Origin of the sequence: Rahnella sp. CG8, assembly GCF_023701875.1 — a bacterium.
Classification (GTDB): Bacteria; Pseudomonadota; Gammaproteobacteria; order Enterobacterales; family Enterobacteriaceae; genus Rahnella; species Rahnella aceris.
The window spans coordinates 20,982-44,293 of sequence record NZ_JABAED010000034.1; the positions used below are offsets into that span (position 1 = coordinate 20,982).

Sequence of the window (23,312 nt, forward strand, 5' to 3'; positions counted from 1 at the left end):
AATTGATTGGTTTTTGTATTGCTATGCTATGAATGTATGCGAATGACTCTTTCGAAAATTTCTCCTTTCATCGCATTTTTCTGTTTTATAGTAGCGGCGTTTTTTCGTGGCAAGCTCAGAGAAAGGGTTTGTTTCCCCCTCACCGTAGCGAGTAAGGCACAGGGATGCGATTTACTACCAGACTATCGGCACTGATGACGATGTTAGTTGCGCTGGCAATGTTACTGATGTTGCTTGGCGTCACTTTCAGCTTTATCTATCTGAACAAACAAGATACCGAACAACATCTTCAGGCACTTGCCACGACTTATGATCAGGCATTACTGACGCATCCCCCCGCAGATGCCCAACGCTGGATGCCTCAGGCTATGCGTATGCTTGATGTCACGGATATCGAAGTCAAACTTGATAACACCACCGTTTTTGAATACCACGAGCGTCCGGATGTACACCGCTCGTGGGACAGCGTGATGCCGGAATATGACACTGCCATTATCCCGCTGATGCACAACCACGCCATGTCGCTGCACATTTCCTATGTTGATCCTGTCAGCAGTTACATCCGCTCCCTGCGTTCTACGTTCACGATTGGGATCGCCATTCTGGTCATGCTCGCTATGCTGCTGCTCAGTTTTCGCTGGTTACGTCAGGAAACGGACGGTGTGGAAAAGCTGGAAGACCGCGCGGTCAGAATATTACGCGGTGAACGGGAAGGGCTGTCCGGTCATGTGGGCGAATGGCCGCATTCTGCCAGCAGTGCAATAGATCGTCTGCTGGGGGATCTGAATGAAGCACGTGAGCAGCGCAGCCGCGTGGATACCTTGATCCGTGCTTATGCTCAGCAGGACGCGCAAACCGGCCTCAGTAACCGCTTGTTCTTTGATAATCAGCTTGCGACGCAGCTGGAAGAAAAGGGTGCGCACGGTGTGCTGATGTTACTGCGCTTGCCGGATTTCGACACCATGCGCGAAACGCACGGTCAGGCAGTGGTCGAAGAACTGCGTTCGGCGATGGTGAATTTGTTATCGACGTTCGTGATGCGCCATGTTGATGCGCTGCTGGCACGTTATTTCCACAGTGATTTTGCCGTGCTGTTGCCACACCGCACCTTAAAGGAAGCGGAAGTGATGGCCTCACAATTAGTCAATGCGCTCGGCGTCCTGCCGACCTCGTCGCTAATTGACCGCGATGCGCTGATGTACATCGGTATCAGCGCCTACCGTTTCGGTCAGACGCCGGATCAGGTGATGGACATGGCCGAGCAGGCGACGCGACATGCGGCGTTTCAGGGCAGTAACAGCTGGTTTATCTATGATAAAAATGTGCCGGAAAAAGGTCGCGGCAGCGTGCGCTGGCGGACCCTGCTGGAAAATACGCTGGCGCGCGGCGGCCCGCGTCTTTATCAGAAGCCCGCTTTCACCCGGGACAACAAACCGGATCACCGTGAGGTGCAGCGGCGTGTCTTCGACGGCGAGCAGGAACTGCTGGCTGCGGAGTTTATCCCGCTGGTGGTTCAGTTCGGGTTGTCGCAAAGCTTTGACCGGGTCATGTTAAGTCAGATTATTCCGTTACTTAACCGTTGGCCGGATGAAACGTTAGCATTTCACCTGACGGTTGATTCATTATTGCAGCGCTCATTTGTTCGCTGGCTGCGCGATACCTTGCTGCAGTGCGAAAGAACACAACGAAATCGAATTTTGATTGAACTTGCTGAGGCGGATCTCTGTCAACATACCGACCGCCTGCGTCCTGCGATCAGATTGTTACAGGGTTTGGGCTGTCGTCTGGCCGTTTCGCAAGCCGGACTGACGGTGGTCAGCACCTCCTATCTGAAAACTTTCCCGGTGGAGAGAGTTAAGCTTCACCCGGGGTTAGTGCGTGATATTGATAAAAGGGTTGAAAATCAGCTCTTTGTACAAAGCTTACTCAGTGCATGCGAAGGGACTCAGGCGCTGGTATTTGCCTCTGGCGTGCGCACAAAAGAGGAGTGGGCTGTCCTGCTGAAAAGCGGGATCCACGGCGGGCAGGGCGATTTTTTTGCCGGTCCGGAGCCTGTTGAACCGGTCGGTAAAAAATATTCACACAACCGCGATGTTTAAGTGACCGTTAATGCATTATTTAACGTAGAATGAGCCAGCTTTTGACCTACGCCCTTGTCTGGTTTCCGGTGTTTGTACTCAGACCGCAGATGGATGGAAGATGTTGGTAAAAGTGTAAGAATTTATGTGTGGTGTTGCTACTTCGCCTGGGTGCCTGCCCGAGGTAAACCGAGCCTGCGAGACAGAATTATTTCGCAGTGCCATCAGCCTCAAAAAGTCACCGCAAGTGAATGGCGACATCACGGACAATTTTCACGGAAGCAGGACGTTTTTGCGCCTTGTCGCTGCTTCGCGTGGTTGGTAAAGTAGGCGGATTTTATTTTTCGCCCCCAGCTAGCAGGATTATCCCTTCGTTATGTTTAAGAAATTTCGTGGCATGTTTTCCAACGACTTGTCCATCGACCTGGGTACCGCCAATACCCTCATTTATGTAAAAGGACAAGGCATCGTGCTGAATGAGCCATCAGTTGTGGCTATTCGTCAGGATCGTGCTGGTTCACCTAAAAGCGTTGCTGCTGTTGGTCACGACGCGAAACAGATGCTGGGTCGTACTCCTGGCAATATTGCCGCTATTCGTCCAATGAAAGACGGCGTTATCGCTGACTTTTTCGTGACTGAGAAAATGCTGCAACACTTCATCAAGCAAGTTCACAGCAACAGCTTCATGCGCCCAAGCCCGCGTGTACTGGTGTGTGTGCCAGTCGGCGCAACTCAGGTTGAACGCCGTGCTATCCGTGAATCTGCACAAGGTGCAGGCGCGCGTGAAGTGTTCCTGATTGAAGAACCGATGGCTGCGGCAATCGGTGCAGGCCTGCCGGTATCCGAAGCGACCGGTTCAATGGTGGTGGATATCGGTGGTGGTACCACAGAAGTTGCCGTGATCTCCCTGAACGGCGTGGTGTATTCCTCTTCTGTACGTATCGGTGGCGATCGTTTCGACGAAGCTATCATTAATTACGTACGCCGTAATTATGGTTCACTGATCGGTGAAGCAACGGCTGAGCGTATCAAGCACAGCATCGGTTCTGCCTATCCGGGTGATGAAGTGCACGAAATCGAAGTGCGCGGTCGTAACCTGGCTGAAGGTGTTCCACGTGGTTTCACGCTGAACTCCAACGAAATTCTCGAAGCATTGCAAGAGCCGCTAACCGGTATCGTCAGCGCGGTGATGGTTGCACTGGAACAGTGTCCGCCAGAACTGGCTTCCGACATCTCCGAGCGCGGCATGGTGCTGACCGGCGGTGGCGCATTACTGCGTAACCTTGATCGCCTGCTGATGGAAGAAACGGGTATTCCTGTTGTTGTCGCAGAAGATCCACTGACCTGCGTCGCCCGTGGCGGTGGTAAAGCATTAGAAATGATCGACATGCACGGCGGCGACTTATTCAGCGAAGAGTAATCTCTGCGAAGACTTGCTGATTCAAACAAGTCTTGTTGCAAGCAAGAATAGTCTGCCCGGGAAGGTGGTTGTCCGTCAGGTAAAACCTGCAACGCGAAGTGTGCAGTGTTCAATGTGGATCCGTGCAAACACTGGCTGAGCGATAAAGCTCTGCCAGTGTTTTGGCTATCCCATGAGATTGCCGCCGTTTCTGTCAGGTGAGGTCTTTACTTCGACTGGCTGAAACTTTCTGTTGCCGAGGAACTCGCATATTTTATGAAGCCAATTTTTAGCAGGGGACCTTCCCTGCAACTGCGACTTTTTTTGGCTATTCTCACGGCCATTGTCCTGATTGTTGCCGACAGTAAAATAGGTACGTTTGTTAAAATCCGCACCTATATGGATACTGCCGTCAGTCCCTTCTATTTTTTGTCCAATGCCCCGCGTGAATTCTTAGATCAGGTCTCTTCTACGTTTGCCACCCGTGGCCAGCTGGAACTTGAAAACCGCGCTTTGCGTCAGGAATTGTTGCTGAAAAACAGCGACCTGATGCTGCTTGGCCAATACAAACAAGAAAATGCTCGCTTGCGCGAGCTGCTGGGATCACCGTTGCGTCAGGACGAGCACAAAATGGTGACGCAGGTTCTCTCCACCAGCAATGATCCTTACAGCGATCAGATCGTCATCGACAAAGGCAGCAACAACGGTGTGTATATCGGGCAACCCGTCATCAGCGATAAAGGCGTTGTTGGCCAGGTCATCGCTGTTGCCGCGCTGACCAGCCGTGTGCTGCTGATTTGTGATGCTTCACATGCGTTGCCGATTCAGGTGCTGCGTAATGACATCCGCGTTATCGCTGCCGGTAGCGGCTGTGCTGATGACTTACAACTTGAACACTTACCAAGCAACACCGATATTCGTGTCGGTGATGTGCTGGTCACCTCAGGTCTGGGTGGACGTTTCCCTGAAGGGTATCCGGTCGGCGTTGTATCTTCGGTTAAAGTTGATAATCAGCGTGCGTATACCGTCATTCAGGCGCGTCCGACCGCCGGTCTGCAACGTCTGCGTTACCTGCTGTTACTATGGGGCTCTGACCGTAATGGCGAGCATCCTTTACCGCCGGATGAAGTTCATCGCGTGGCCAATGAACGCCTGATGCAAATGATGCCGCAAGTGTTGCCACCTCCGGGAGATATGGGGCCGCCAGCTCCTGTTCCTCCACCGGCAACGGGTACGGTAACGACACCGGTTAGCACGCCTGCTGTGCAGGGAGCGACGCAATGAACAGCTACCGGAGCCACGGACGCTGGATTATTTGGCTATCCTTCTTAATAGCCATGTTATTGCAGGTGATGCCGTGGCCTGAACAGATTTATATGTTCAGGCCGTCATGGCTGATGCTGATCCTGATTTACTGGGTGATGGCATTACCGCATCGCGTCAACGTGGGTACCGGTTTTGTTGTCGGGTTTATTATGGATCTGATCCTGGGATCGACCCTGGGTATTCGCGCGCTGGCTTTTGCCATTACCGCCTACCTGGTCGCGTTCAAATTCCAGTTATTCCGTAACCTGGCTCTGTGGCAACAAGCGCTGATTGTTATGGTGCTTTCGCTGGCTGTGGACGTCATGGTGTTCTGGGGAGAATTCCTGGTAGTCAATGTGTCGTTCCGGCCTGAAGTTTTCTGGAGCAGTGTGGTCGACGGTGTGCTGTGGCCATGGCTGTTCCTGCTGATGCGTAAAATTCGTCGTCAGTTTGCTGTGCAATGAGGATGTTATGACCGCACTTTATCTGGCTTCCGGGTCACCACGTCGCCGTGAATTACTGGCCTTGCTGGAACTGCCTTTTGAGCGTCTGGTGACTGAGGTTGCAGAAGAGCGTCAGCCTGACGAAGCCCCGCAAGATTATGTTTTACGGCTGGCGAAAGATAAAGCACAGGCCGGTGTGACGGTCGCGGCAGAGGATTTGCCGGTGCTTGGCGCAGATACGATTGTAGTCCTCGACGGTAAAGTGTTGGAAAAGCCACGTGACGAAGCGCAAGCCGCTGTTATGCTTAAGGCATTGTCTGGCAGACAGCATCAGGTGATGACCGCCATTGCGTTTGCCGACAGGCAGGAATGCCTCAATACGTTGGTTGTGACCGATGTCACTTTCCGTTCACTATCCTCCGACGATATTGCACATTATATTCTGAGCGGTGAGCCCATGGATAAAGCGGGCGCTTATGGTATTCAGGGAAAGGGCGGTTGTTTCGTCCGTGAAATTCGCGGCAGTTACTATGCAGTTGTGGGCCTTCCTCTGGTGGAAACTCAGGAACTGCTCAATGAATTTTCTGCCTTACGCGAGCTTAGGAGAAAACATGACAGCTGAATTACTGGTCAATGTCACCCCGTCTGAAACCCGCGTGGCTTACATTGACGGTGGCATTCTGCAGGAGATCCATATTGAGCGCGAGACCAAGCGCGGGATTGCCGGCAATATTTATAAAGGGCGTATCAGCCGTGTTCTGCCGGGTATGCAGGCAGCATTTGTCGATATCGGCCTTGAAAAAGCCGCATTTTTACATGCTTCAGACATCATGCCGCACACCGAATGTGTGGCGCGTGACGAGCAGAAAAATTTCCACGTGCGTGACATCGCAGAACTGGTGCATCAGGGCCAGGATCTGATGGTGCAGGTGGTGAAAGATCCGCTGGGCACCAAAGGTGCGCGTCTGACGACCGACATTACCTTGCCTTCCCGCTATCTGGTGTTCATGCCTGGTGCGTCACACGTTGGCGTGTCGCAGCGTATTGAAAGCGAAGCCGAGCGTGATCGCCTCAAACGTATCGTCTCAGAATATTGTGATGAGCACGGCGGCTATATTATTCGCACCGCAGCCGAAGGGGTGGGTGAAGAAGAACTCAAACAAGATGCGGCCTACCTGAAACGCTTGTGGACCAAGGTGATGGAGCGCAAGCGTCGCAACAAAACCAAATGCAAGCTGTATGGTGAGCTGGCACTGGCGCACCGTGTGCTGCGTGATTTTGCCGGTGAAGCACTGGACCGCATCCGCGTTGACTCCCGCCTGACGTATGAATTGCTGGTCGAATTCACCAGCGAATACATGCCTGAAATGACCAGCAAGCTGGAGCATTACAGCGGCAAGCAGCCTATTTTCGATCTATTCGATGTGGAGAACGAAATCCAGCGTGCGCTCGAGCGCAAGGTGGAACTCAAGTCCGGCGGCTATCTGATTATCGATCAGACCGAAGCCATGACCACCGTGGATATTAATACCGGTGCGTTTGTCGGCCATCGTAATCTGGAAGACACGATATTTAACACTAACACCGAAGCGACGCAGGCCATTGCCCGTCAGCTACGGCTGCGCAATCTCGGCGGCATTATCATTATCGACTTCATTGATATGTCGAATGAAGATCACCGCCGTCGCGTGCTGCACAGCCTCGAGCAGGCGCTGTCGAAAGACCGCGTGAAAACCGGTATTCACGGTTTCTCCGCCCTTGGTTTGGTGGAGATGACCCGCAAACGTACCCGCGAAAGCGTCGAACATGTGCTGTGCAGCGATTGTCCGACCTGTCATGCACGCGGCACGGTGAAAACCGTTGAAACCGTCTGCTATGAAATTCTGCGTGAAATTGTGCGTGTGCATCATGCCTACGATTCTGACCGTTTCCTGGTTTACGCATCTGCCGCAGTAGGGGAAGCGCTCAAGGGAGAAGAATCCCATGCACTGGCCGAAGTAGAAATCTTCGTCGGCAAGCAGGTGAAAGTGCAGATCGAGCCGCTCTACAGTCAGGAACAGTTTGACGTCGTCATGATGTGATCCGATGGCTATTCGTCTGAAGCATCAAGAAGTTAAAGGTTTCCATTGCCGTCTGTGCGGGTGAAAACCAGCATGGAATGGAAAACAAGGAGAGAAGTTTGAGGCGACTGCCCGGTATTTTATTAACCACCAGCGCAACCCTTGTCGTGATAGTGGCTTTGGTGATCAGTGGCTTGCGTCTGGCATTGCCTCAGTTGACCCGCTTCCAGGATCAACTGGTCGGGAAAGTCGAGGCGGTCACGGGCGTACCGATCGAGTTATCGCAAGTCAGCGCCAGCTGGAAAACCTTTGGCCCGATCATGGAGATCCGAGGCCTTCAGGTGACATTACCGGACTCAAAGTGGCAGGTTCAGCGCATTACCCTGGCGCTGGACGTCTGGCAATCCTTGCTGCATTTCCGCTGGCAGTTCCGCGACCTTACTTTTTACAATTTGCAGCTGGATTTAAACAGCACGCTGGGTGGCGAAAGCAATAAAGGCAACGGCATCCAGCCAAACCGCGTCAGTGATATTTTCCTCAGACAGGTCGACCATTTCGATCTGCGCAACAGCCGCATTTCCTTCCTGACGCCTTCCGGTCCACGGGCGGAATTCGACATTCCTCAGATGACCTGGCTGAACAGCCACAACCGCCATCGCGCCGAAGGGCAGCTTAGCCTGTCGAGTTTTAACGGGCAGCACGGCATTGTGCAGTTGCGTATGGATCTGAACGACACCAATGGTTTGCTCAATAACGGGAAAATTTATCTTCAGGCCGATGATATCGACATGAAACCGTGGTTCAGCCGGTGGTTGCGCAATAATACCGGTCTGGAAAGTGCTAACTTCAGCCTCGCGGCGTGGCTGACGGTGCGTAGTGGCGATATTTATGCCGCTGACGCATTGCTGAAAAATGGCTCTGCCACCTGGAAAAATGGCACTGAGGAACACCAGCTCGATGTCGATAATCTGACATTACACGGTAACCGTCAGGGTAATGGCTGGCAGGTTGGCACGAAGCAGCTGAATCTGAAAACCGATGGTGTGGCGTGGCCGAAAGGCCGCCTTGAAGTACTTTATCTGCCGGAAAATAACCAGTTCCTCGGGCCCTCGCAGGGTGAAGAGCTGCGCATCCGTGGCACCAATCTGCAACTGGAACGTTTAGGCCCGGTGATCCCGACTTTCTCATTCCTGACTCCGGCTTTACTGGAGCGCTGGCAGGATTTAAAACCCGCCGGTAACGTTGATCGGCTCGCGCTGGATATCCCGCTAAAGCAGCCTGATCAGACCCGTTTTGATGTGAACTGGCGCGATGTCAGCTGGCAGCGCTGGAAACTGCTGCCGGGTGTCAATCATTTCAGTGGTGGCCTGAAAGGTAGCGTGGCGGGCGGGCAGATGACGGTGAAATTACAAGACAGCCTGCTGCCGTACGGCGAAATGTTCCGCGCACCTCTGGATATCAGTGCGGCGACCGGTACCTTTAACTGGAAGAACGGCAAAGATGGCTGGTCATTGTCGGGTAAAGACGTAGATGTCAAAGCCAACGCGCTGTGGGCGAAGGGCGATTTCCGCTACAACCAGCCTGTCAAAGGTGACCCGTGGCTGAATATCCTGGCCGGTATTCGCCTGTATGACGCCGGTCAGGCCTGGCGCTATTTCCCTGAACCGCTGATGGGCAAACATCTGGTAAATTATCTCAGTGGTGCCATAAAGGCCGGTCAGGTGGATAACGCCACCCTGACCTTCAACGGCAATCCACATCATTTCCCGTTCAAAAAGAACGAAGGGCAGTTTGAAGTGTGGGTTCCGCTACGCCACTCGACCTTTGAGTTCCAGCCAGGTTGGCCAGCGCTGACTGATCTGGATATCGATCTCGATTTCCTTAATGACGGCCTGTTTATGAAAGCCGCGCACACCAAACTGGGCAATGTGGACGGCAACAACGTCGTTGCCAATATTCCTGACTACCTGAAAGAAAAACTGTTTATTGATGCGGACCTGCGCGGGCAGGGGAAAGATATCGGCGATTATTTCATGGATACGCCGTTGCATGACTCGCTGGGCTCGGCGCTACAGGAATTGCAGATTGGCGGCGAAGTGAATGGTCGCTTACATCTGGATATTCCGCTTGATGGCGAACTTGTGCGTGCATCCGGTGGCGTCACGCTCAATAACAACAGTCTGTTTATTAAACCGCTGAACAGCAAAATCAGTCAGCTCAGTGGCCAGTTCAGTTATGACAATGGCAACCTGCAAAGTAACCGGCTTACCGGTAACTGGTTCGGGCAACCGGTCAACGTGATGTTCAGCACGCAGGAACTGCCGGATGATTTCAAGGTTCAGGTCGGGCTGGATGCCAACTGGCAACTGTCTAAAATCCCCGGCTTGCCAGCGGCAGCAGCCAGTAAAATTTCGGGTGGTACACCGTGGAAAGGCGACGTCAATATTACGCTGCCGCACAAAGGTACCCCGACCTATACCGTCGATGTAAACGCCGATCTGAAAGATGTGAGCAGTCACTTACCCGATCCGTTGAGCAAGAAAGCCGGTCATCCGCTGCCGCTGGTGGTGAATGTCAAAGGCGACCTGCACAGTTTTAATCTGCAAGGTGTGCTGGCGGGCAAAGATCATTTCAACAGCCGCTGGCTGCTGGGTAAACAACTGAAACTCGATCGCGCATCGTGGCAGGCAAACAGCAAAAAAACGCCTCCATTGCCGGATGACAGCAGTCTGACGCTCCATCTGCCCGCACTTGATGGTGAAAGCTGGCTGGGTTTGCTGTCACCGGATAAAGCGACGCAGGACACTACTACTAAACTGGCCGGTTTCAGCTTCCCGCACCAGATTATCCTGACAACGCCTGCGCTGACACTGGGCGGACAGGTCTGGAATGACCTGACCCTCACCTCGGTACAAGGGCATCAGGGCATGGAGGTCACTGCCAAAGGTAAGGAAATCGATGGCAGGCTGAACATGAATGACAACGGTCCGTGGCTGGCTAATCTGAAATACGTCTATTTCAATCCGCAATGGACGGTCGCGGATGTGGCCAGCAGCGGTCAGCCGGGCGGTAATCCGTTTGCTACTGAAAAAATTTCGTTTGCCAGCTGGCCGGCATTGCAACTGCGTTGTGAAGCCTGCTGGTTCCTCGGCCAGAACTTCCGCAAAGTGAATGCCGACCTGACACCGCAAGGCGATCAGCTGATGCTGCGTAACGGTCTGATAGATACCGGCGTGGCACGTCTCGACGTGCAGGGCGACTGGAGGCAGAACGGGCAGGGCGAAAACACCGGCCTGAAAGGCAAGCTGACCGGTAAGAATATTGAGCAGGCCATGTCATTCTTTGGCGTGACTACACCACTGAAAGGCGCGCCGTTTGACGTTAACTTTGATTTGCACTGGAAATCCGTGCCGTGGAAGCCAGATATCAGCACACTGAACGGCACCCTGAAAAACACGCTGGGCAAAGGCGAAATTGCGGATGTCGGCACGGGCCGCGCCGGACAATTGCTGCGACTGGTCAGCTTCGATGCGCTGCTGCGCAAACTGCGTCTTGATTTCAGCGATACCTTTGGCCAGGGCTTCTATTTTGACTCCATCAAATCCACGGCCTGGATTAAAGACGGCGTACTTCATACCGACGATCTGCTGGTTGACGGACTGGAAGCAGATATCGCCATCACCGGGAAGGTCAATTTCGTGAATCAGCAATTGGATCTCGAAGCGGTCATTGCGCCGGAAATTTCCGCCACAGTAGGTGTGGCGACGGCGTTCGTCATCAACCCGGTAGTCGGCGTTGCAGTCTTCGCTGCCAGTAAAGTGCTGGCGCCGCTGTGGAATAAAATCTCGCTTATCCGCTATCAGATTGACGGCACTATCGCAGAACCCCGTATCAACGAAATTCTGCGTAAACCGGTTGAACATCCAAAAGCCGCCGCCGCACAGTAACGCCACCGTGAAGGTGGCAGGAAACCTCGTTCATGCTGTGTTAGGCTGTTAATAACCTTGTAACAATGGATTGTTTGGCGTGCAGACTGTGTAGACCACAGTCTGCACGCCGGATTGTCGTCTAAAAGAGAGTGAACATCTATGAGTCTGGCCTTAGTCAGTGAGCAGTTACTAACTGCTAATAATCTGAGTCATCAGGATCTGTTTTCCATTTTGGGCCAGTTGTCTGAACGTCGTCTTGATTATGCCGATCTCTTTTTCCAGTCCAGTTTCCATGAAAGCTGGGTGATCGAAGACAGCATCATCAAAGACGGTTCTTACAATATCGATCAGGGCGTCGGTGTTCGTGCGGTAAGCGGTGAAAAAACCGGTTTTGCTTATGCTGACCAAATCACGCTGAATGCCCTGAACCTGAGTGCAACAGCTGCCCGCAGCATTGTCCGCGACCAGGGCAATGGCAAAGCGCATACGCTGGGCGAAATTGCCTATAAATCTCTTTATTCTCCGCTGGATCCGCTGCAAAGCCTGTCACGCGAAGCAAAAATCGAACTGCTACACCGCGTCGACAAAATTGCCCGTGCGGCCGATAAGCGCGTGCAGGAAGTCAGTGCCAGCATCACCGGCGTGTATGAAAACATCCTGGTGGCAGCCACCGACGGCACGCTGGCGGCAGACATTCGCCCGCTGGTGCGTCTGTCCGTGAGCGTTCTGGTTGAACAGGATGGACGTCGTGAGCGTGGCTCAAGTGGCGGCGGCGGTCGTGTTGGTTATGACTACTTCCTCGAAACCGTTAACGGTGAAGTGCGTGCGGAAGCTTTTGCCCGTGATGCCGTGCGTATGGCGTTGCTGAATCTGACGGCAGTCGCCGCCCCGGCAGGTGGCATGCCGGTGGTGCTGGGCGCAGGCTGGCCGGGTGTGCTGTTACATGAGGCGGTAGGCCACGGTCTGGAAGGTGACTTCAACCGTCGCGGAACCTCTGTATTTAGCGGTCAGATGGGCAAACGGGTGGCTTCTGAACTGTGTACCGTAGTGGACGACGGCACCCTGCCGGGTCTGCGCGGTTCACTGGCGATTGACGACGAAGGTGTGCCGGGGCAGTACAACGTGCTGATCGAAAACGGCGTGCTGAAAGGCTACATGCAAGACAAACTGAATGCGCGCCTGATGGGCGTTGCGCCGACCGGTAACGGCCGCCGCGAATCTTACGCACATCTGCCGATGCCGCGTATGACCAACACCTATATGCTGGCCGGGAAATCAACGCCGGAAGACATTATCAGTAGCGTAGAATTTGGCCTGTATGCGCCAAACTTCGGCGGCGGTCAGGTGGATATTACTTCGGGTAAATTCGTGTTCTCTACCTCCGAAGCTTATCTGATCGAAAAAGGCCGCATCACCAAACCGGTGAAAGGCGCGACGCTGATCGGCTCGGGCATTGAAGCGATGCAACAGATTTCCATGGTCGGCAACGATCTGGCGCTCGATAAAGGCGTCGGTGTGTGTGGTAAAGAAGGCCAGAGCCTGCCGGTCGGGGTCGGTCAGCCTACCCTGAAACTGGATAATCTCACCGTTGGCGGCACTGCGTAGCAGAAGATTATTTCGGTGTTATCCCTCCCCTTTCACAAGGGGAGGTCAGGTGGGTTTTTGGTTTGATACGAACTCAATTCCACTGAGTCACTTTCTTGCCCTGCCGGTATCCCTGATACACCTTGCTTACCCGTTTGAAATAATCCGTCAGATAATCAATACAGACCTGCACTTTCAGCGGCAGTTTGTCCTTTTCAGTATACAGCGCGTAAACCGGGCGCGGATCGGACTGATAGCGCCTGAACAGAATCTCCACCTCACCGGCATTAATCTCCTCAATCACCCACATCAGCGGAACATACGCGATACCGACACCGGCTTTCAGCCAGCGGATCATGGTCTGCGAGTCGTTAGTCACGAAGCGGCCTTGCGGTGTAATACGGGTTGAAACACCTTCGGGGGCGATCAGTTCAAATTCACTGTCCGGGCGGACGCTGTATTCCAGCCAGGAGAAATTCACCATATCGGTGGGTTTCTCCGGCGTGCCGTGTTGTGCCAGATAACTGCGCGCCGCACACACCACCATCGGCATTGAGCCTAAGCGGGTGCAGAACAGGCTGGAATCCTGCAACGCGCCGACGCGGATCACCACGTCCAGTCCGTCAGCGATCAGGTCTGGTGCCGGAATGCCAGTCACCAGATTCACCGTCAGACCGGGGTATTCGGTGAGCATTTCCGCAGTCATCGCGGCAAGAACATTTTGTGCCATCGTTGATGAACTGCCGATGCGTAATGTTCCGGTCGGGGTGTTGTTGAAGGCATACAATTGTTCATGTACTTCACGTACGTCGTGCAACATTTTCCGGCAACCCTGATAATAAAGTTTACCGGCTTCTGTCAGGCCGATGCTGCGGGTGCTACGGTTTAGTAATTTGATTTGTAAGTCATTTTCCAGCTTTGAAATCGTCTGGCTGATGGCGGAAACGCTCATGTCGAGGCGTCGTGCGGCCGCCGTGAAGGAGCCGCTTTCCACGACCTGAGCAAAGATCGACATGCGTTTTAATCGGTCCATTGTTAACTTTGGCTTAAAAGTGATTTAGATCACAGAACGTTGATCTGTTGATAATAAGCACGCTAATATACCCTTCCGGGCGATAAAGCTCAGGTTTCAGTTTTCCTGACATCATGCTTACCTCCGCACACTTCCCTGGCAACTCTGCAGCTTCATTGCTCTGCTCCCGTTGAATTATTTTCTCCGGGGTCGCGTGCCGTTGCCTAAAATAACGAATAATGCGTGCGCGGGACGATATGTGTTTGTCCGTCGTAATAATGTAAGGAATTTTTGATGAGTTTGCTTCCGGTAATGGTGATTTTCGGATTGTCGTTTCCTCCGGTGTTTTTTGAAATATTGTTGGCGCTGGTGGTGTTTTTCCTGCTGCGGCGCATATTGCAACCCACCGGAATTTATGATTTTGTCTGGCACCCGGCATTGTTCAACACAGCGTTGTACTGCTGTCTTTTCTACCTGATCTCCTGCATGTTCGTCTGAGGGCGTTGTGAAAAATTTCTCCATAAAAATAATACGTTACACAATAACGTTGATTCTTGTCGTGCTGGCTGTCATCGCAATCTTCAAAGCCTGGGCGTTCTATACAGAATCTCCATGGACCCGTGATGCCAAGTTTACCGCTGACGTTGTGTCCATCGCGCCCGATGTCACCGGTCTGATTACCGATGTGCCGGTGACGGATAACCAACTGGTGAAAAAAGGCCAGGTACTGTTCAAAATTGACCAGCCGCGTTACCAGCAGGCGCTGGACGAAGCGAGTGCTGACGTCGCGTATTACCAGGCGCTGGCTTCTGAGAAAAAGCGCGAGGCCGGACGTCGTGTGAAACTGGGCGTACAGGCCATGTCGCAGGAAGAAATCGATCAGGCCAATAACGTGCTGCAAACCGCTGAACATCAGCTGGCGAAAGCGCAGGCTGCACGGGATCTGGCGGTGCTGGATCTGGAACGTACCGTGGTTGTCGCACCTGCTGATGGCTGGGTGACTAACCTGACCGTTCATCCGGGCAACTACATTAACCGGGGTTCGACTGCCGTGGCGCTGGTGAAGAAAAATTCCTTCTACATTCTGGCGTATCTGGAAGAAACCAAACTGCCGGGGCTGAAAAAAGGGGATCGTGCGGAAATCACGCCGCTCGGCAGCAACCGTATTATGCACGGTACGGTCGACAGCGTAGCGGCGGCGGTGACGAACAGCTCCTCTTCTGCGGCGACCAACGGTCTGGCGACCATCGACAGCAACCTTGAATGGGTGCGTCTGGCACAGCGTGTGCCAGTGAAAATCCTGCTTGATGACAAAGACCAGCAACATCCTTATCCGGCAGGTACCACGGCGACGGTCGTGATTACCGGCAGCCATGACCGTAAACAAGATGAAGGATCCCCGTTCCTTCGCCTCCTGCACCGTCTGAGAGAGTTTGGTTAAGGCCGGAAAGATGAATAGCGTACTTATCCCGCGCGTACGTTTTGCCTGCAAGCTGACGTTCGCGATCCTCGGCGCACTGGTTCTCGGGTTCTATCTGCAACTCGAAACCCCGCGCTGGTCGGCCATGACTGCCGCGATCGTAACGTCGGGACCTGCGCTGGCGGCGGGTGGCGAACCCTTTGCCGGTGCTATTCGTCATCGTGGTTTTCTGCGGGTTATCGGCACCTTTATCGGCTGTATCGCGGCGCTGGTGATCGTGATTGCTACCGCCCGCGCACCGGTCGTTATGCTGCTGTTATGCTGCATCTGGGCGGGCGTGTGCACCTGGTGGTCGTCGCTGGTTCGTATCGAGAACTCGTATGCGCTGGGTCTGGCTGGTTATACCGCGCTGATTATCGTAGTGACTTCCGCCAGCTCGCCTTTGCAAACTCCGCAGTTTGCGGTTGAGCGTTGCAGTGAAATCGTTATCGGGATTTGCTGCGCTATCGTCGCTGACCTGTTGTTCTCTCCCCGTTCCATCAAAAAAGATATTGACCGTGCCGTCAGTCAGCTGATGTTGGATCAGTTTGCGCTGATGCGGATTTGCGTGAATAGCGGGACGAAGGAAGACATCGATAAGTCCTGGAACAACCTGGTGAAAAGCACGACCGCGCTGAACGGGATGCGCGGCAGTCTGATGATGGAGTCGTCGCGCTGGCAGCGGTGTAATCGGCGCCTGAAAGCGCTGCACAGCACCTCGCTGAGCATGATCACCCAGGCGTGCGAAACCTATCTGATTATGCAAAGCTCTCCGGAACGGGTCTCGCCTGAACTGAAAGCATTGTTTGCTGAACCCGCTGAAAACGTGGCGGATGTGCATCGCAGACTGAAACAATTACGCCAGATGATTACCGGCATGCACAGCGACAACGTACTGATGACGGTCAGCGCCTGGACCGGCGCCGGAACCCGTGCGCTGTTGCTGATGAAAGGCATCCAGACCAACAGCAGTATCAGCACCATTGAAAGCGGGGTGCTCGATGGCGAAGTGGTGGTGCGGCCTGTTTCAGCAGAACGTCACCATGCGCTGGTCAACGGCCTGAGAACCTTCACGGCGACAACCATCGGCTGCCTGATGTGGCTGTGGACCGGCTGGACGTCAGCCAGCGGCTGCGTGATTATCATCGCAGTGGTGACTTCGCTGGCGATGCGTACGCCGAACCCGAAAGGCATGGCGATGGATTTCATTATCGGCATGTTGCTGGCGATTCCGGTCGGCTCGATGATGTTTATGCTGATCATGCCCGCAACGCAGCAGAGCCTGTTCCTGCTGTGTCTGATGCTGGGGATCTTCACCTTCTTTATCGGTATCGAAGTGACCAAGCGTCGTCTCGGTATGCTCGGGTTGCTGGCGGGCACCATTAATATTCTGGTGCTCAGCAATCCGATGGTTTTTAACGTCACGTCGTTTCTGGATAACGCGATGGGGCAGGCGATCGGTACGGTGATCGCGATGGCGGTGTTGCTGATTGTGCGCGACAAGTCTCGCGAGAAAACCGGGCGTACGCTGCTTAACCGCTTTATGAGCAGCGCGGTATCGGCGCTGACCACCAAAGCGTACCGGCGTCGTGAAAACCATCTTCCGGCGCTTTATCATCAGCTGAACCAGTTGCTGGTGATGTTCCCGAACGATATTGGTAAATACCGTCTGGCGCTGATGCTGATTATCGCGCACCAGCGCATGAAACTGGCAGAAGTGCCGGTGAATGATGAGCTGTCGGCATTCCACAAGAAAATCCGTAATACGGCCGATCACGTGGTCTCTGCTTCAGGTGAAGGCAAGCGCACCTATTATTATCAGCGGTTACTGAAAGAGCTGGGTGAGTATCAGGAGAAACTGGTCGAGTACGACGCACCACTGAAAGTGACCGAGCCGGTAAGGCGCCTCACTGACATGCTGCAACGTTATCAGCACGCGTTCCTGGCCTGACCGGCGGCTATTTCAGGAAAGCCTCACGGTCGCTGGCGGTGATCGGACGTAATACGCGGCAGGGTACACCTGCCGCGACCACATCCGGGGGAATGGATTTGGTCACCACACTGCCAGCCCCAATCACGCTGTTACGTCCAATCGTCACACCCGGATTGACTATCACGCCGGTGCCCAGCCAGACATTATCTTCAATGACAATCGGCAGCGAGAATTGCTGTCCGGTGATGCGGATGTCAGGATCGATGGGATGTCCGGCGGTGGCGAGCGTGACGTTCGGTGCGATCATCACGTTATTGCCAATGGTCACGGTGGCGTCATCCACCACCGTGAGATTGAAGTTAGCGTAAAAGTGGTTGCCGATATGAATATGGGTGCCATACGCGACGCGCAGCGGCGGCTCAATCCAGCAGGACTCCCCCAGACTGCCCATAATACTTCTGAGCAATTGCAGGCGCTTTGCCTCTTCAGAAGGGCGCGTGAGATTGAAATCATACACCCGCTCTTTTCCGGCACCGCGTTCCTCCGGCAATCCTTCGTCCATGTCTGTATAAAGTTCACCGATATTCATTTTTTCGCGCGTCGACATGCCTTCTTCCTTTGTAAAAATGGGGTGGGGTTCACCGCAGTTTACTGAGGGATGCGGAAACTGTGAACGTATGACAATTCACTTTGCGATCTGTGTCTCTCAGTGCTGTCTGACAGACGCTTCTGCTCAAGCCGCTATACTTACCTGATAGATCGCTTAAAACGGCATAAATCAGGAGGATCCTCATGTCAGCCCAACCTCATAAACTCTCCACGCATCCATTATTTAAGACCGGCTATTTTGCCGGTGGTAAATGGCTTAAAGCCAAAGAAACCTTTGATGTGCTGGATCCGGCAACCGGCGATGTGGTCGCCAAAGTCGCCAAAGCCGGTAAAGCAGAAACAGAAGCCGCGGTGAAGGCAGCCAGTGACGCATTCCCCGAATGGCGCAAAACCACTGCGAAAGCGCGTTCTGAAATCTTGCATCGCTGGTATGAACTGATGCTGGAAAATAAACAGTTTCTGGGCGAGCTGATGGTTGCCGAGCAGGGCAAACCGCTGAAAGAGGCACTGGGTGAAGTCGATTACGCCGCCAGCTACCTGCAATGGTTCAGCGAAGAAGCCAAACGCGCTAACGGAGAAATCATTCCTCCGGCCAACTCCGGCTCACGCATTCTGGCGACCCGCGAACCGGTCGGCGTGGTGGCGGCCATCACGCCGTGGAATTTCCCGCTGGCGATGCTCACCCGTAAACTGGGTCCGGCGCTGGCGGCAGGCTGTACCGGTCTCATCAAACCGGCCAGTAACACGCCGCTGTCGGCGTTCGCCTTGTTGCAACTGGCGCAGGATGCCGGGGTTCCGGACGGTGTGATCAATGGCGTGGCCGGTGACACCGGTGCCATCAGCGACGTGATTATGACCAGCAATGCGGTACGTAAAGTCTCCTTTACCGGCTCGACGGAAATCGGCAAAACGCTGGTGCGTAACAGCGCCGACACCATGAAAAAGGTGTCGATGGAACTGGGTGGCAATGCGCCGTATATCGTGTTTGACGATGCCGACATTGAGGCGGCGGTGAAGGGCGCGATCACTTGTAAATTCCGCAATACCGGCCAGGTCTGCGTGTGCATCAATCGTATTTATGTGCAGGAGGGCGTGTACGAGGCGTTTACCTCGCGGCTGGTGGAAGAAGTACGCAAGCTGAAAGTCGGCAACGGCATGGATGAAGGCGTCATTGTCGGGCCGCTGATTGATATCAAAGGACTGGAGAAAGTTGAAGAGCACGTCAAGGACGCGCTGGAGAAAGGTGGACGCCTGATGGAGGGCGGACAGCGCCACAAACTCGGTGGCAACTTCTTCCAGCCGACGGTCATTATTGATGCCACTGATGACATGAAAGTGGCGCATGAAGAAACCTTCGGTCCGCTGGCGGCCTGTTTCCGTTTCAAAACGGAAGAGGAAGTGATTAAACGCGCCAACGACACACCTTTCGGGCTGGCAGCGTATTTCTATAGCCAGAATCTTCAACGTATTTTCCGGGTCGCGGATGCTATTGAGAGCGGGATGATTGGTATTAATGAATGTGCGATTTCCAACGAAGCCGCGCCATTTGGCGGCGTAAAAGAATCCGGCCTTGGACGTGAAGGTTCGGTGCTGGGGCTGGAAGAATATTTGCAGGTGAAAACGCTGCATTTAGGGAATCTTTAAGTCAGCTTTCCAGAAGTTACTTTTTAAGAAACAATAAACAGAAACAGTTTCATTCCGGCTCAACACAAAGGACGTCAATGAAGGCATTTAACGGGCGGTGTGTGCGCAATCTGGTGATGGCCGCCGTGTTTTTCGGGCTGTGCGGTGTCGCGGGGCAGGTTGTCGCGAAAACGACATATAATCAGGGCACAATAGTTCCGGGCACCGATGAACAAACGGTGATCGGCTATTTACGCCAGAACCATAAATTGCCTGAAAATTACATCACCAAGAAAAAGGCGCGGGAAGCCGGCTGGGATGCCCGTTCCGGGAATTTATGTGATGTATTGCCGGGCAAAGCCATCGGTGGTGACCGCTTCTCAAACCGGGAAGGACGTTTACCTTCGGCGTACAAAAGGGTGTGGCGCGAAGCGGATATTAACTATCGCTGCGGGCGTCGCGGTGCTGACCGCGTGTTGTTTGCCAGCGACGGGCTGATTTATGTCAGTAAAGACCATTATCAGAACTTCGTTCGGGTGGAGTGATGTCGATGAATAAAGTGAGCTTCGATTTTAATCACATCCCGGATTTACCCGCATTCTACCGCGAGTTTGTCCGTCAGTTTGCACTGACTGACAGCTTCGGCGCGAATCTGGACGCACTCTGGGATGAGGTAACGGGCGGGATTGCACTGCCGGTTGAGATAGATTTCATTAATCTGAATGCCAGCCGTAAACGCCGTTTCGGCGCACTGATTCTGTTGTTTGAAGAAGCGGAGGAAGAACTGGAAGGCGAGTTGCGGCTGAATCTGCTGGAGAAACCCGCAGTAAAGGCTAAAGGCTGAAAAGAAAAAACCCGCCATTTTCTGTTAAGTAAAAAGGCGGGTTTTTGTTTTTTTATTCCTGACCTTCAGCCAGTTCGCGCAGATACTGAAAAATCTGGCGGTAAGATTTCGGCGGCTTGTTAGTGGCTTTCTCTTTCTGTGCGTTACGGATCAGTGCGCGCAGTTGCTGGCGATCGGCTTCAGGATACAATTCCAGTACCGGCGGGATCGCATCATCACCTTCTTCAACCAGACGGTCACGCAGCATTTCCAGTTTATGGAACAGCGAAATCTGCTGGTTATGGCGGTTTTTCAGCTTATCCAGCGCGGTCTGGATCGGTTCAACATCGCGGGAACGCAGCATTTTACCGATCAGCTGTAACTGGCGGCGGCGGCCTTCTTTCTTGATCTTCTGCGCTAAGTCGATCGCTGCGCGCAGATCGTCGTCCAGCGGCAGTTTGTCCAGCGAGTTTTTACCCAGTTCAACCATTTCTGCACCGAGATCTTTCAGCGCCTCGGCGTCACGTTTAATTTCACTTTTACTGACCCAGATGATTTCTTCATCATCTTCGTTCTCGTTGGTTTCGGGAACGTCGTCGTGCCAGTCGTCAATTTTCTTTGTCATGGGCGCTTCCTCTTAACGAGGTAATCCTGTCAGTTTGATTGTGCTTTATTGCTTTGGCGGCATTATGCAGGGTTATGCCGCATACATCCATGTTCTGTTGCAACTTTGGGCATAACAACGCCGGAGTGAATGCGAAATTGTGGCGAGTCTCTGTTAGACTCAAAGATAAGAGTTTCTGTATATCAGTGTAGAACAATCCCTTTTATCTCATAAGCGATGGCATGCCGATGAACGTAGTGAATCAAGTAGCGCAGCAGCGTAAGACTCTGGAACAGGCCGTATCTCAGGCACTGGAACTGGCGAAAGCCGGTTCAGATGCTGCAGAAGTGGCGGTCAGCAAAACCACCGGTATCGGCGTCAGCACCCGTTTTGGCGAAGTCGAGAATGTGGAATTCAACAGCGACGGCGCACTGGGCATCACCGTTTATTATCAGAACCGTAAAGGCAGTGCGTCTTCCACCGATTTAAGCCCGGACGCTATTTCCCGCACCGTGCAGGCGGCGCTGGATATTGCCCGTTACACGTCGCCGGATCCGTTCGCGGGCGTGGCCGATAAAGAGATGCTGGCGTTCGATGCACCGGACCTGGATTTATTCCACCCGGAAGAGCTGGATCCGGATCGCAGCATCGAACTGGCCGCACGTGCTGAACAGGCGGCGTTGCAGGCTGACAAGCGTATCACCAACACCGAAGGTGGCAGTTTCAACAGCCATTACGGTATCCGCGTTTTCGGTAACAGCTACGGCATGTTGCAAAGCTATTGCTCGACGCGTCATTCGATTTCCGCCTCAGTGATTGCCGAACACGAAGGCGACATGGAGCGCGATTACGCCTACTCCATCGCCCGTAAAATGAGCGATCTGAAAGACCCCGAATGGGTCGGCGCAGAGTGCGCCCGCCGCACCTTATCCCGTCTGGCGCCGCGCAAATTACCGACCATGCAGGCTCCGGTATTGTTCGCTTCTGAAGTGGCGACCGGCCTGTTCGGGCATCTGGTGGGGGCGATCAGTGGTGGCAGCATTTACCGTAAATCGTCTTTCCTGCTCGACAGCCTCGGCAAGCAAATTTTGCCGGAGTGGCTGACCATTGAAGAACATCCGCACCTGTTGCAGGGGCTGGCTTCCACGCCATTCGACAGCGAAGGTGTGCGCACCGAGCGTCGTGATATCGTCAAAGACGGCGTGCTGCAAAACTGGCTGATGACCTGCTATTCCGCGCGTAAGCTCGGTCTGCAAACCACTGGTCACGCGGGCGGCATTCATAACTGGCGCATCGCCGGTCAGGGCGATGATTTCGCCGGAATGCTGCGTAAGCTCGATAAAGGCCTGGTCGTCACCGAACTGATGGGGCAGGGCGTCAGCGGTGTTACCGGCGATTACTCCCGTGGCGCGGCAGGTTTCTGGGTCGAGAATGGCGAAATCCAGTATCCGGTCAGTGAAATCACCATCGCCGGAAACCTGAAAGACATGTGGCGCAACATGGTCGCCATCGGCAGCGATATCGAAACCCGCAGTAATATCCAGTGCGGTTCCGTGCTGTTACCGGCAATGAAAATCGCCGGCGAGTAATTTTCCTGCAAAGCAGCGGTCGCCTGATCGCTGCTTCTCACCTGCCAACCTTCTTTACAAAAAATTCATCCCGTTTTCCTCTCTCTCAGCCTATTTTTATAAAGCCTTACAAGCAATGTCGTTTTATCTAACAAATAAATAACAATAGAGAGAAAGATCATGCGTAAACAACTGATGGCGTTAGCGGTAGTCGCAATGCTGGGAAGCAGCACGGTGGCACTGGCAGCAGATTTAGAAACGGACATGGACACCATTTCTGATAATTACAGCAAGGTGCTGAAAACCAACGATCAGGCCGAACTGACCACCGGTCTGGCGAACATGAAAGCCGCAGCGGAAGACGCGAAAAAAGCCACGCCACCGAAACTGGAAGGCAAAGCCCCTGACAGCCCGGAAATGCAGGATTACCACAAAGGGCTGGATACGCTGATTGGCCAGATTGACAAGGCCTCCGCTTTAGCCAAAGCGGGCAAGGTCGATGAAGCGAAGAAAGAAGCTGAAGGGTTCAAGGCGACAAGGAATGAGAACCACAAGAAGTTTAAGTAAGCAGATGGCGGGTGTCTTGCTCCTCCCCTGCGAAGGGTAGGGAGTAAAACCCACATTATTTCATGGTGAGAAATAGCCGGAATTGACCGCTGTCTTGCTCCTCCCCCTGCGAAGGGGGAGGCGGGGAGGGGGTTTTAATGACAAAACCAATGTCAGTGCAAACTTTAACTTATTGATTCGCCATTAATACCCCACCCCAACCCTCCCCTTCGCAGGGGAGGGAGTAAAACCCACATTACTTCATGGTGAGAAATAGCCGGAATTGACCGCTGTCTTGCTCCTCCCCCTGCGAAGGGGGAGGCGGGGAGGGGGTTTT

At 53.5% G+C, this 23,312-nt stretch carries 19 protein-coding genes; 16 read left to right on the forward strand and 3 right to left on the reverse strand.

Annotated elements, in window-relative coordinates; genetic code table 11:
• Nucleotides 1-164: 164 nt before the first annotated feature.
• The 8 genes from csrD to tldD all read left to right on the forward strand — a co-directional run bounded on the left by csrD (nucleotide 165) and on the right by tldD (nucleotide 12,819).
• Nucleotides 165-2,099 (forward strand): RNase E specificity factor CsrD, encoded by a 1,935-nt coding sequence (csrD, locus tag HGO41_RS22465; RefSeq protein ID WP_112151056.1) that lies wholly within the window; start codon nucleotides 165-167, stop codon nucleotides 2,097-2,099.
• A gap of 355 nt (nucleotides 2,100-2,454) precedes the next feature.
• Nucleotides 2,455-3,498 (forward strand): rod shape-determining protein MreB, encoded by a 1,044-nt coding sequence (gene mreB, locus HGO41_RS22470; protein WP_013577291.1) that lies wholly within the window; start codon nucleotides 2,455-2,457, stop codon nucleotides 3,496-3,498.
• Nucleotides 3,499-3,753: 255 nt separating this feature from the next.
• Nucleotides 3,754-4,761: a rod shape-determining protein MreC gene (gene mreC / locus HGO41_RS22475; protein ID WP_013577290.1), complete on the forward strand. Its 1,008-nt coding sequence runs from the start codon at nucleotides 3,754-3,756 to the stop codon at nucleotides 4,759-4,761.
• Nucleotides 4,758-5,246 carry a rod shape-determining protein MreD gene (gene mreD, locus HGO41_RS22480; RefSeq protein ID WP_013577289.1) on the forward strand — a complete coding sequence of 163 codons (489 nt, stop codon included), beginning with the start codon at nucleotides 4,758-4,760 and terminating at the stop codon, nucleotides 5,244-5,246. The genes mreC and mreD overlap by 4 nt, the downstream gene beginning before the upstream one ends.
• Nucleotides 5,247-5,253: 7 nt before the next feature.
• Entirely contained in the window at nucleotides 5,254-5,847 is a 594-nt protein-coding gene (locus HGO41_RS22485) for a Maf family protein (RefSeq protein WP_013577288.1), read from the forward strand.
• A complete protein-coding gene (gene rng, locus HGO41_RS22490) occupies nucleotides 5,837-7,306 on the forward strand; it encodes a ribonuclease G (protein ID WP_013577287.1) in 1,470 nt (489 codons plus the stop codon). The genes HGO41_RS22485 and rng overlap by 11 nt, the downstream gene beginning before the upstream one ends.
• 98 nt (nucleotides 7,307-7,404) lie before the next feature.
• Complete coding sequence (gene yhdP / locus HGO41_RS22495) at nucleotides 7,405-11,232, forward strand: AsmA2 domain-containing protein YhdP (RefSeq protein WP_013577286.1); 3,828 nt, start codon at nucleotides 7,405-7,407, stop codon at nucleotides 11,230-11,232.
• Between the two features lie 141 nt (nucleotides 11,233-11,373).
• The gene (gene tldD, locus HGO41_RS22500; RefSeq protein WP_013577285.1) at nucleotides 11,374-12,819 is read left to right on the forward strand and encodes a metalloprotease TldD; all 1,446 of its coding nucleotides are present in this window, start codon (nucleotides 11,374-11,376) and stop codon (nucleotides 12,817-12,819) included.
• Nucleotides 12,820-12,892: 73 nt separating this feature from the next.
• Here tldD and aaeR read toward each other — a convergent pair whose 3' ends face one another.
• The gene (aaeR, locus tag HGO41_RS22505; RefSeq protein WP_250981479.1) at nucleotides 12,893-13,831 is read right to left on the reverse strand and encodes an HTH-type transcriptional activator AaeR; all 939 of its coding nucleotides are present in this window, start codon (nucleotides 13,829-13,831) and stop codon (nucleotides 12,893-12,895) included.
• A 273-nt stretch (nucleotides 13,832-14,104) separates the two neighbouring features.
• On the opposite strand from aaeR, the gene aaeX reads away from it, so the two are divergent.
• Genes aaeX through aaeB form a run of 3 tightly spaced genes read left to right on the forward strand, consistent with a single transcriptional unit; the run spans nucleotide 14,105 to nucleotide 17,220 of the window.
• Complete coding sequence (gene aaeX, locus HGO41_RS22510) at nucleotides 14,105-14,308, forward strand: p-hydroxybenzoic acid efflux pump operon protein AaeX (protein WP_013577283.1); 204 nt, start codon at nucleotides 14,105-14,107, stop codon at nucleotides 14,306-14,308.
• 7 nt (nucleotides 14,309-14,315) lie between these two features.
• Nucleotides 14,316-15,251, forward strand: a complete 936-nt coding sequence (aaeA, locus tag HGO41_RS22515) for a p-hydroxybenzoic acid efflux pump subunit AaeA (RefSeq protein WP_013577282.1) — start codon at nucleotides 14,316-14,318, stop codon at nucleotides 15,249-15,251.
• A 10-nt stretch (nucleotides 15,252-15,261) separates the two neighbouring features.
• Nucleotides 15,262-17,220 carry a p-hydroxybenzoic acid efflux pump subunit AaeB gene (aaeB, locus tag HGO41_RS22520; RefSeq protein ID WP_121019661.1) on the forward strand — a complete coding sequence of 653 codons (1,959 nt, stop codon included), beginning with the start codon at nucleotides 15,262-15,264 and terminating at the stop codon, nucleotides 17,218-17,220.
• Nucleotides 17,221-17,227: 7 nt separating this feature from the next.
• On the opposite strand, the gene HGO41_RS22525 is transcribed toward aaeB, so the two are convergent.
• Nucleotides 17,228-17,809 (reverse strand): maltose acetyltransferase domain-containing protein, encoded by a 582-nt coding sequence (locus tag HGO41_RS22525; protein WP_013577280.1) that lies wholly within the window; start codon nucleotides 17,807-17,809, stop codon nucleotides 17,228-17,230.
• Nucleotides 17,810-17,994: 185 nt separating this feature from the next.
• Between HGO41_RS22525 and HGO41_RS22530 the strand changes: the two genes are divergently transcribed.
• The 3 genes from HGO41_RS22530 to HGO41_RS22540 all read left to right on the forward strand — a co-directional run bounded on the left by HGO41_RS22530 (nucleotide 17,995) and on the right by HGO41_RS22540 (nucleotide 20,278).
• Complete coding sequence (locus tag HGO41_RS22530; RefSeq protein WP_250981480.1) at nucleotides 17,995-19,455, forward strand: NAD-dependent succinate-semialdehyde dehydrogenase; 1,461 nt, start codon at nucleotides 17,995-17,997, stop codon at nucleotides 19,453-19,455.
• Between the two features lie 77 nt (nucleotides 19,456-19,532).
• The gene (locus HGO41_RS22535) at nucleotides 19,533-19,979 is read left to right on the forward strand and encodes a ribonuclease domain-containing protein (RefSeq protein ID WP_131638593.1); all 447 of its coding nucleotides are present in this window, start codon (nucleotides 19,533-19,535) and stop codon (nucleotides 19,977-19,979) included.
• Nucleotides 19,980-19,984: 5 nt separating this feature from the next.
• Nucleotides 19,985-20,278: a barstar family protein gene (locus HGO41_RS22540; protein WP_013577277.1), complete on the forward strand. Its 294-nt coding sequence runs from the start codon at nucleotides 19,985-19,987 to the stop codon at nucleotides 20,276-20,278.
• A 52-nt stretch (nucleotides 20,279-20,330) separates the two neighbouring features.
• On the opposite strand, the gene yjgA is transcribed toward HGO41_RS22540, so the two are convergent.
• The gene (gene yjgA / locus HGO41_RS22545; protein ID WP_013577276.1) at nucleotides 20,331-20,882 is read right to left on the reverse strand and encodes a ribosome biogenesis factor YjgA; all 552 of its coding nucleotides are present in this window, start codon (nucleotides 20,880-20,882) and stop codon (nucleotides 20,331-20,333) included.
• 227 nt (nucleotides 20,883-21,109) lie between these two features.
• Here yjgA and pmbA point away from each other — a divergent pair, with 227 nt between their 5' ends.
• Both pmbA and cybC read left to right on the forward strand, forming a co-directional pair.
• Nucleotides 21,110-22,450 carry a metalloprotease PmbA gene (gene pmbA / locus HGO41_RS22550; RefSeq protein WP_121019664.1) on the forward strand — a complete coding sequence of 447 codons (1,341 nt, stop codon included), beginning with the start codon at nucleotides 21,110-21,112 and terminating at the stop codon, nucleotides 22,448-22,450.
• A 159-nt stretch (nucleotides 22,451-22,609) separates the two neighbouring features.
• A complete protein-coding gene (gene cybC, locus HGO41_RS22555) occupies nucleotides 22,610-22,996 on the forward strand; it encodes a cytochrome b562 (RefSeq protein WP_119823070.1) in 387 nt (128 codons plus the stop codon).
• Nucleotides 22,997-23,312 lie beyond the last annotated feature (316 nt).

Bases quoted from the DNA above. Each gene is read 5' to 3' on its own strand.
- csrD (WP_112151056.1), top strand. From the start codon at position 165: ATGCGATTTACTACCAGACTATCGGCACTGATGACGATGTTAGTTGCG.
- mreB (WP_013577291.1), top strand. From the start codon at position 2,455: ATGTTTAAGAAATTTCGTGGCATGTTTTCCAACGACTTGTCCATCGAC.
- mreC (WP_013577290.1), top strand. From the start codon at position 3,754: ATGAAGCCAATTTTTAGCAGGGGACCTTCCCTGCAACTGCGACTTTTT.
- mreD (WP_013577289.1), top strand. From the start codon at position 4,758: ATGAACAGCTACCGGAGCCACGGACGCTGGATTATTTGGCTATCCTTC.
- HGO41_RS22485 (WP_013577288.1), top strand. From the start codon at position 5,254: ATGACCGCACTTTATCTGGCTTCCGGGTCACCACGTCGCCGTGAATTA.
- rng (WP_013577287.1), top strand. From the start codon at position 5,837: ATGACAGCTGAATTACTGGTCAATGTCACCCCGTCTGAAACCCGCGTG.
- tldD (WP_013577285.1), top strand. From the start codon at position 11,374: ATGAGTCTGGCCTTAGTCAGTGAGCAGTTACTAACTGCTAATAATCTG.
- aaeR (WP_250981479.1), bottom strand. From the start codon at position 13,831: ATGGACCGATTAAAACGCATGTCGATCTTTGCTCAGGTCGTGGAAAGC.
- aaeX (WP_013577283.1), top strand. From the start codon at position 14,105: ATGAGTTTGCTTCCGGTAATGGTGATTTTCGGATTGTCGTTTCCTCCG.
- aaeB (WP_121019661.1), top strand. From the start codon at position 15,262: ATGAATAGCGTACTTATCCCGCGCGTACGTTTTGCCTGCAAGCTGACG.
- HGO41_RS22525 (WP_013577280.1), bottom strand. From the start codon at position 17,809: ATGTCGACGCGCGAAAAAATGAATATCGGTGAACTTTATACAGACATG.
- HGO41_RS22530 (WP_250981480.1), top strand. From the start codon at position 17,995: ATGTCAGCCCAACCTCATAAACTCTCCACGCATCCATTATTTAAGACC.
- HGO41_RS22535 (WP_131638593.1), top strand. From the start codon at position 19,533: ATGAAGGCATTTAACGGGCGGTGTGTGCGCAATCTGGTGATGGCCGCC.
- HGO41_RS22540 (WP_013577277.1), top strand. From the start codon at position 19,985: ATGAATAAAGTGAGCTTCGATTTTAATCACATCCCGGATTTACCCGCA.
- yjgA (WP_013577276.1), bottom strand. From the start codon at position 20,882: ATGACAAAGAAAATTGACGACTGGCACGACGACGTTCCCGAAACCAAC.
- pmbA (WP_121019664.1), top strand. From the start codon at position 21,110: ATGAACGTAGTGAATCAAGTAGCGCAGCAGCGTAAGACTCTGGAACAG.
- cybC (WP_119823070.1), top strand. From the start codon at position 22,610: ATGCGTAAACAACTGATGGCGTTAGCGGTAGTCGCAATGCTGGGAAGC.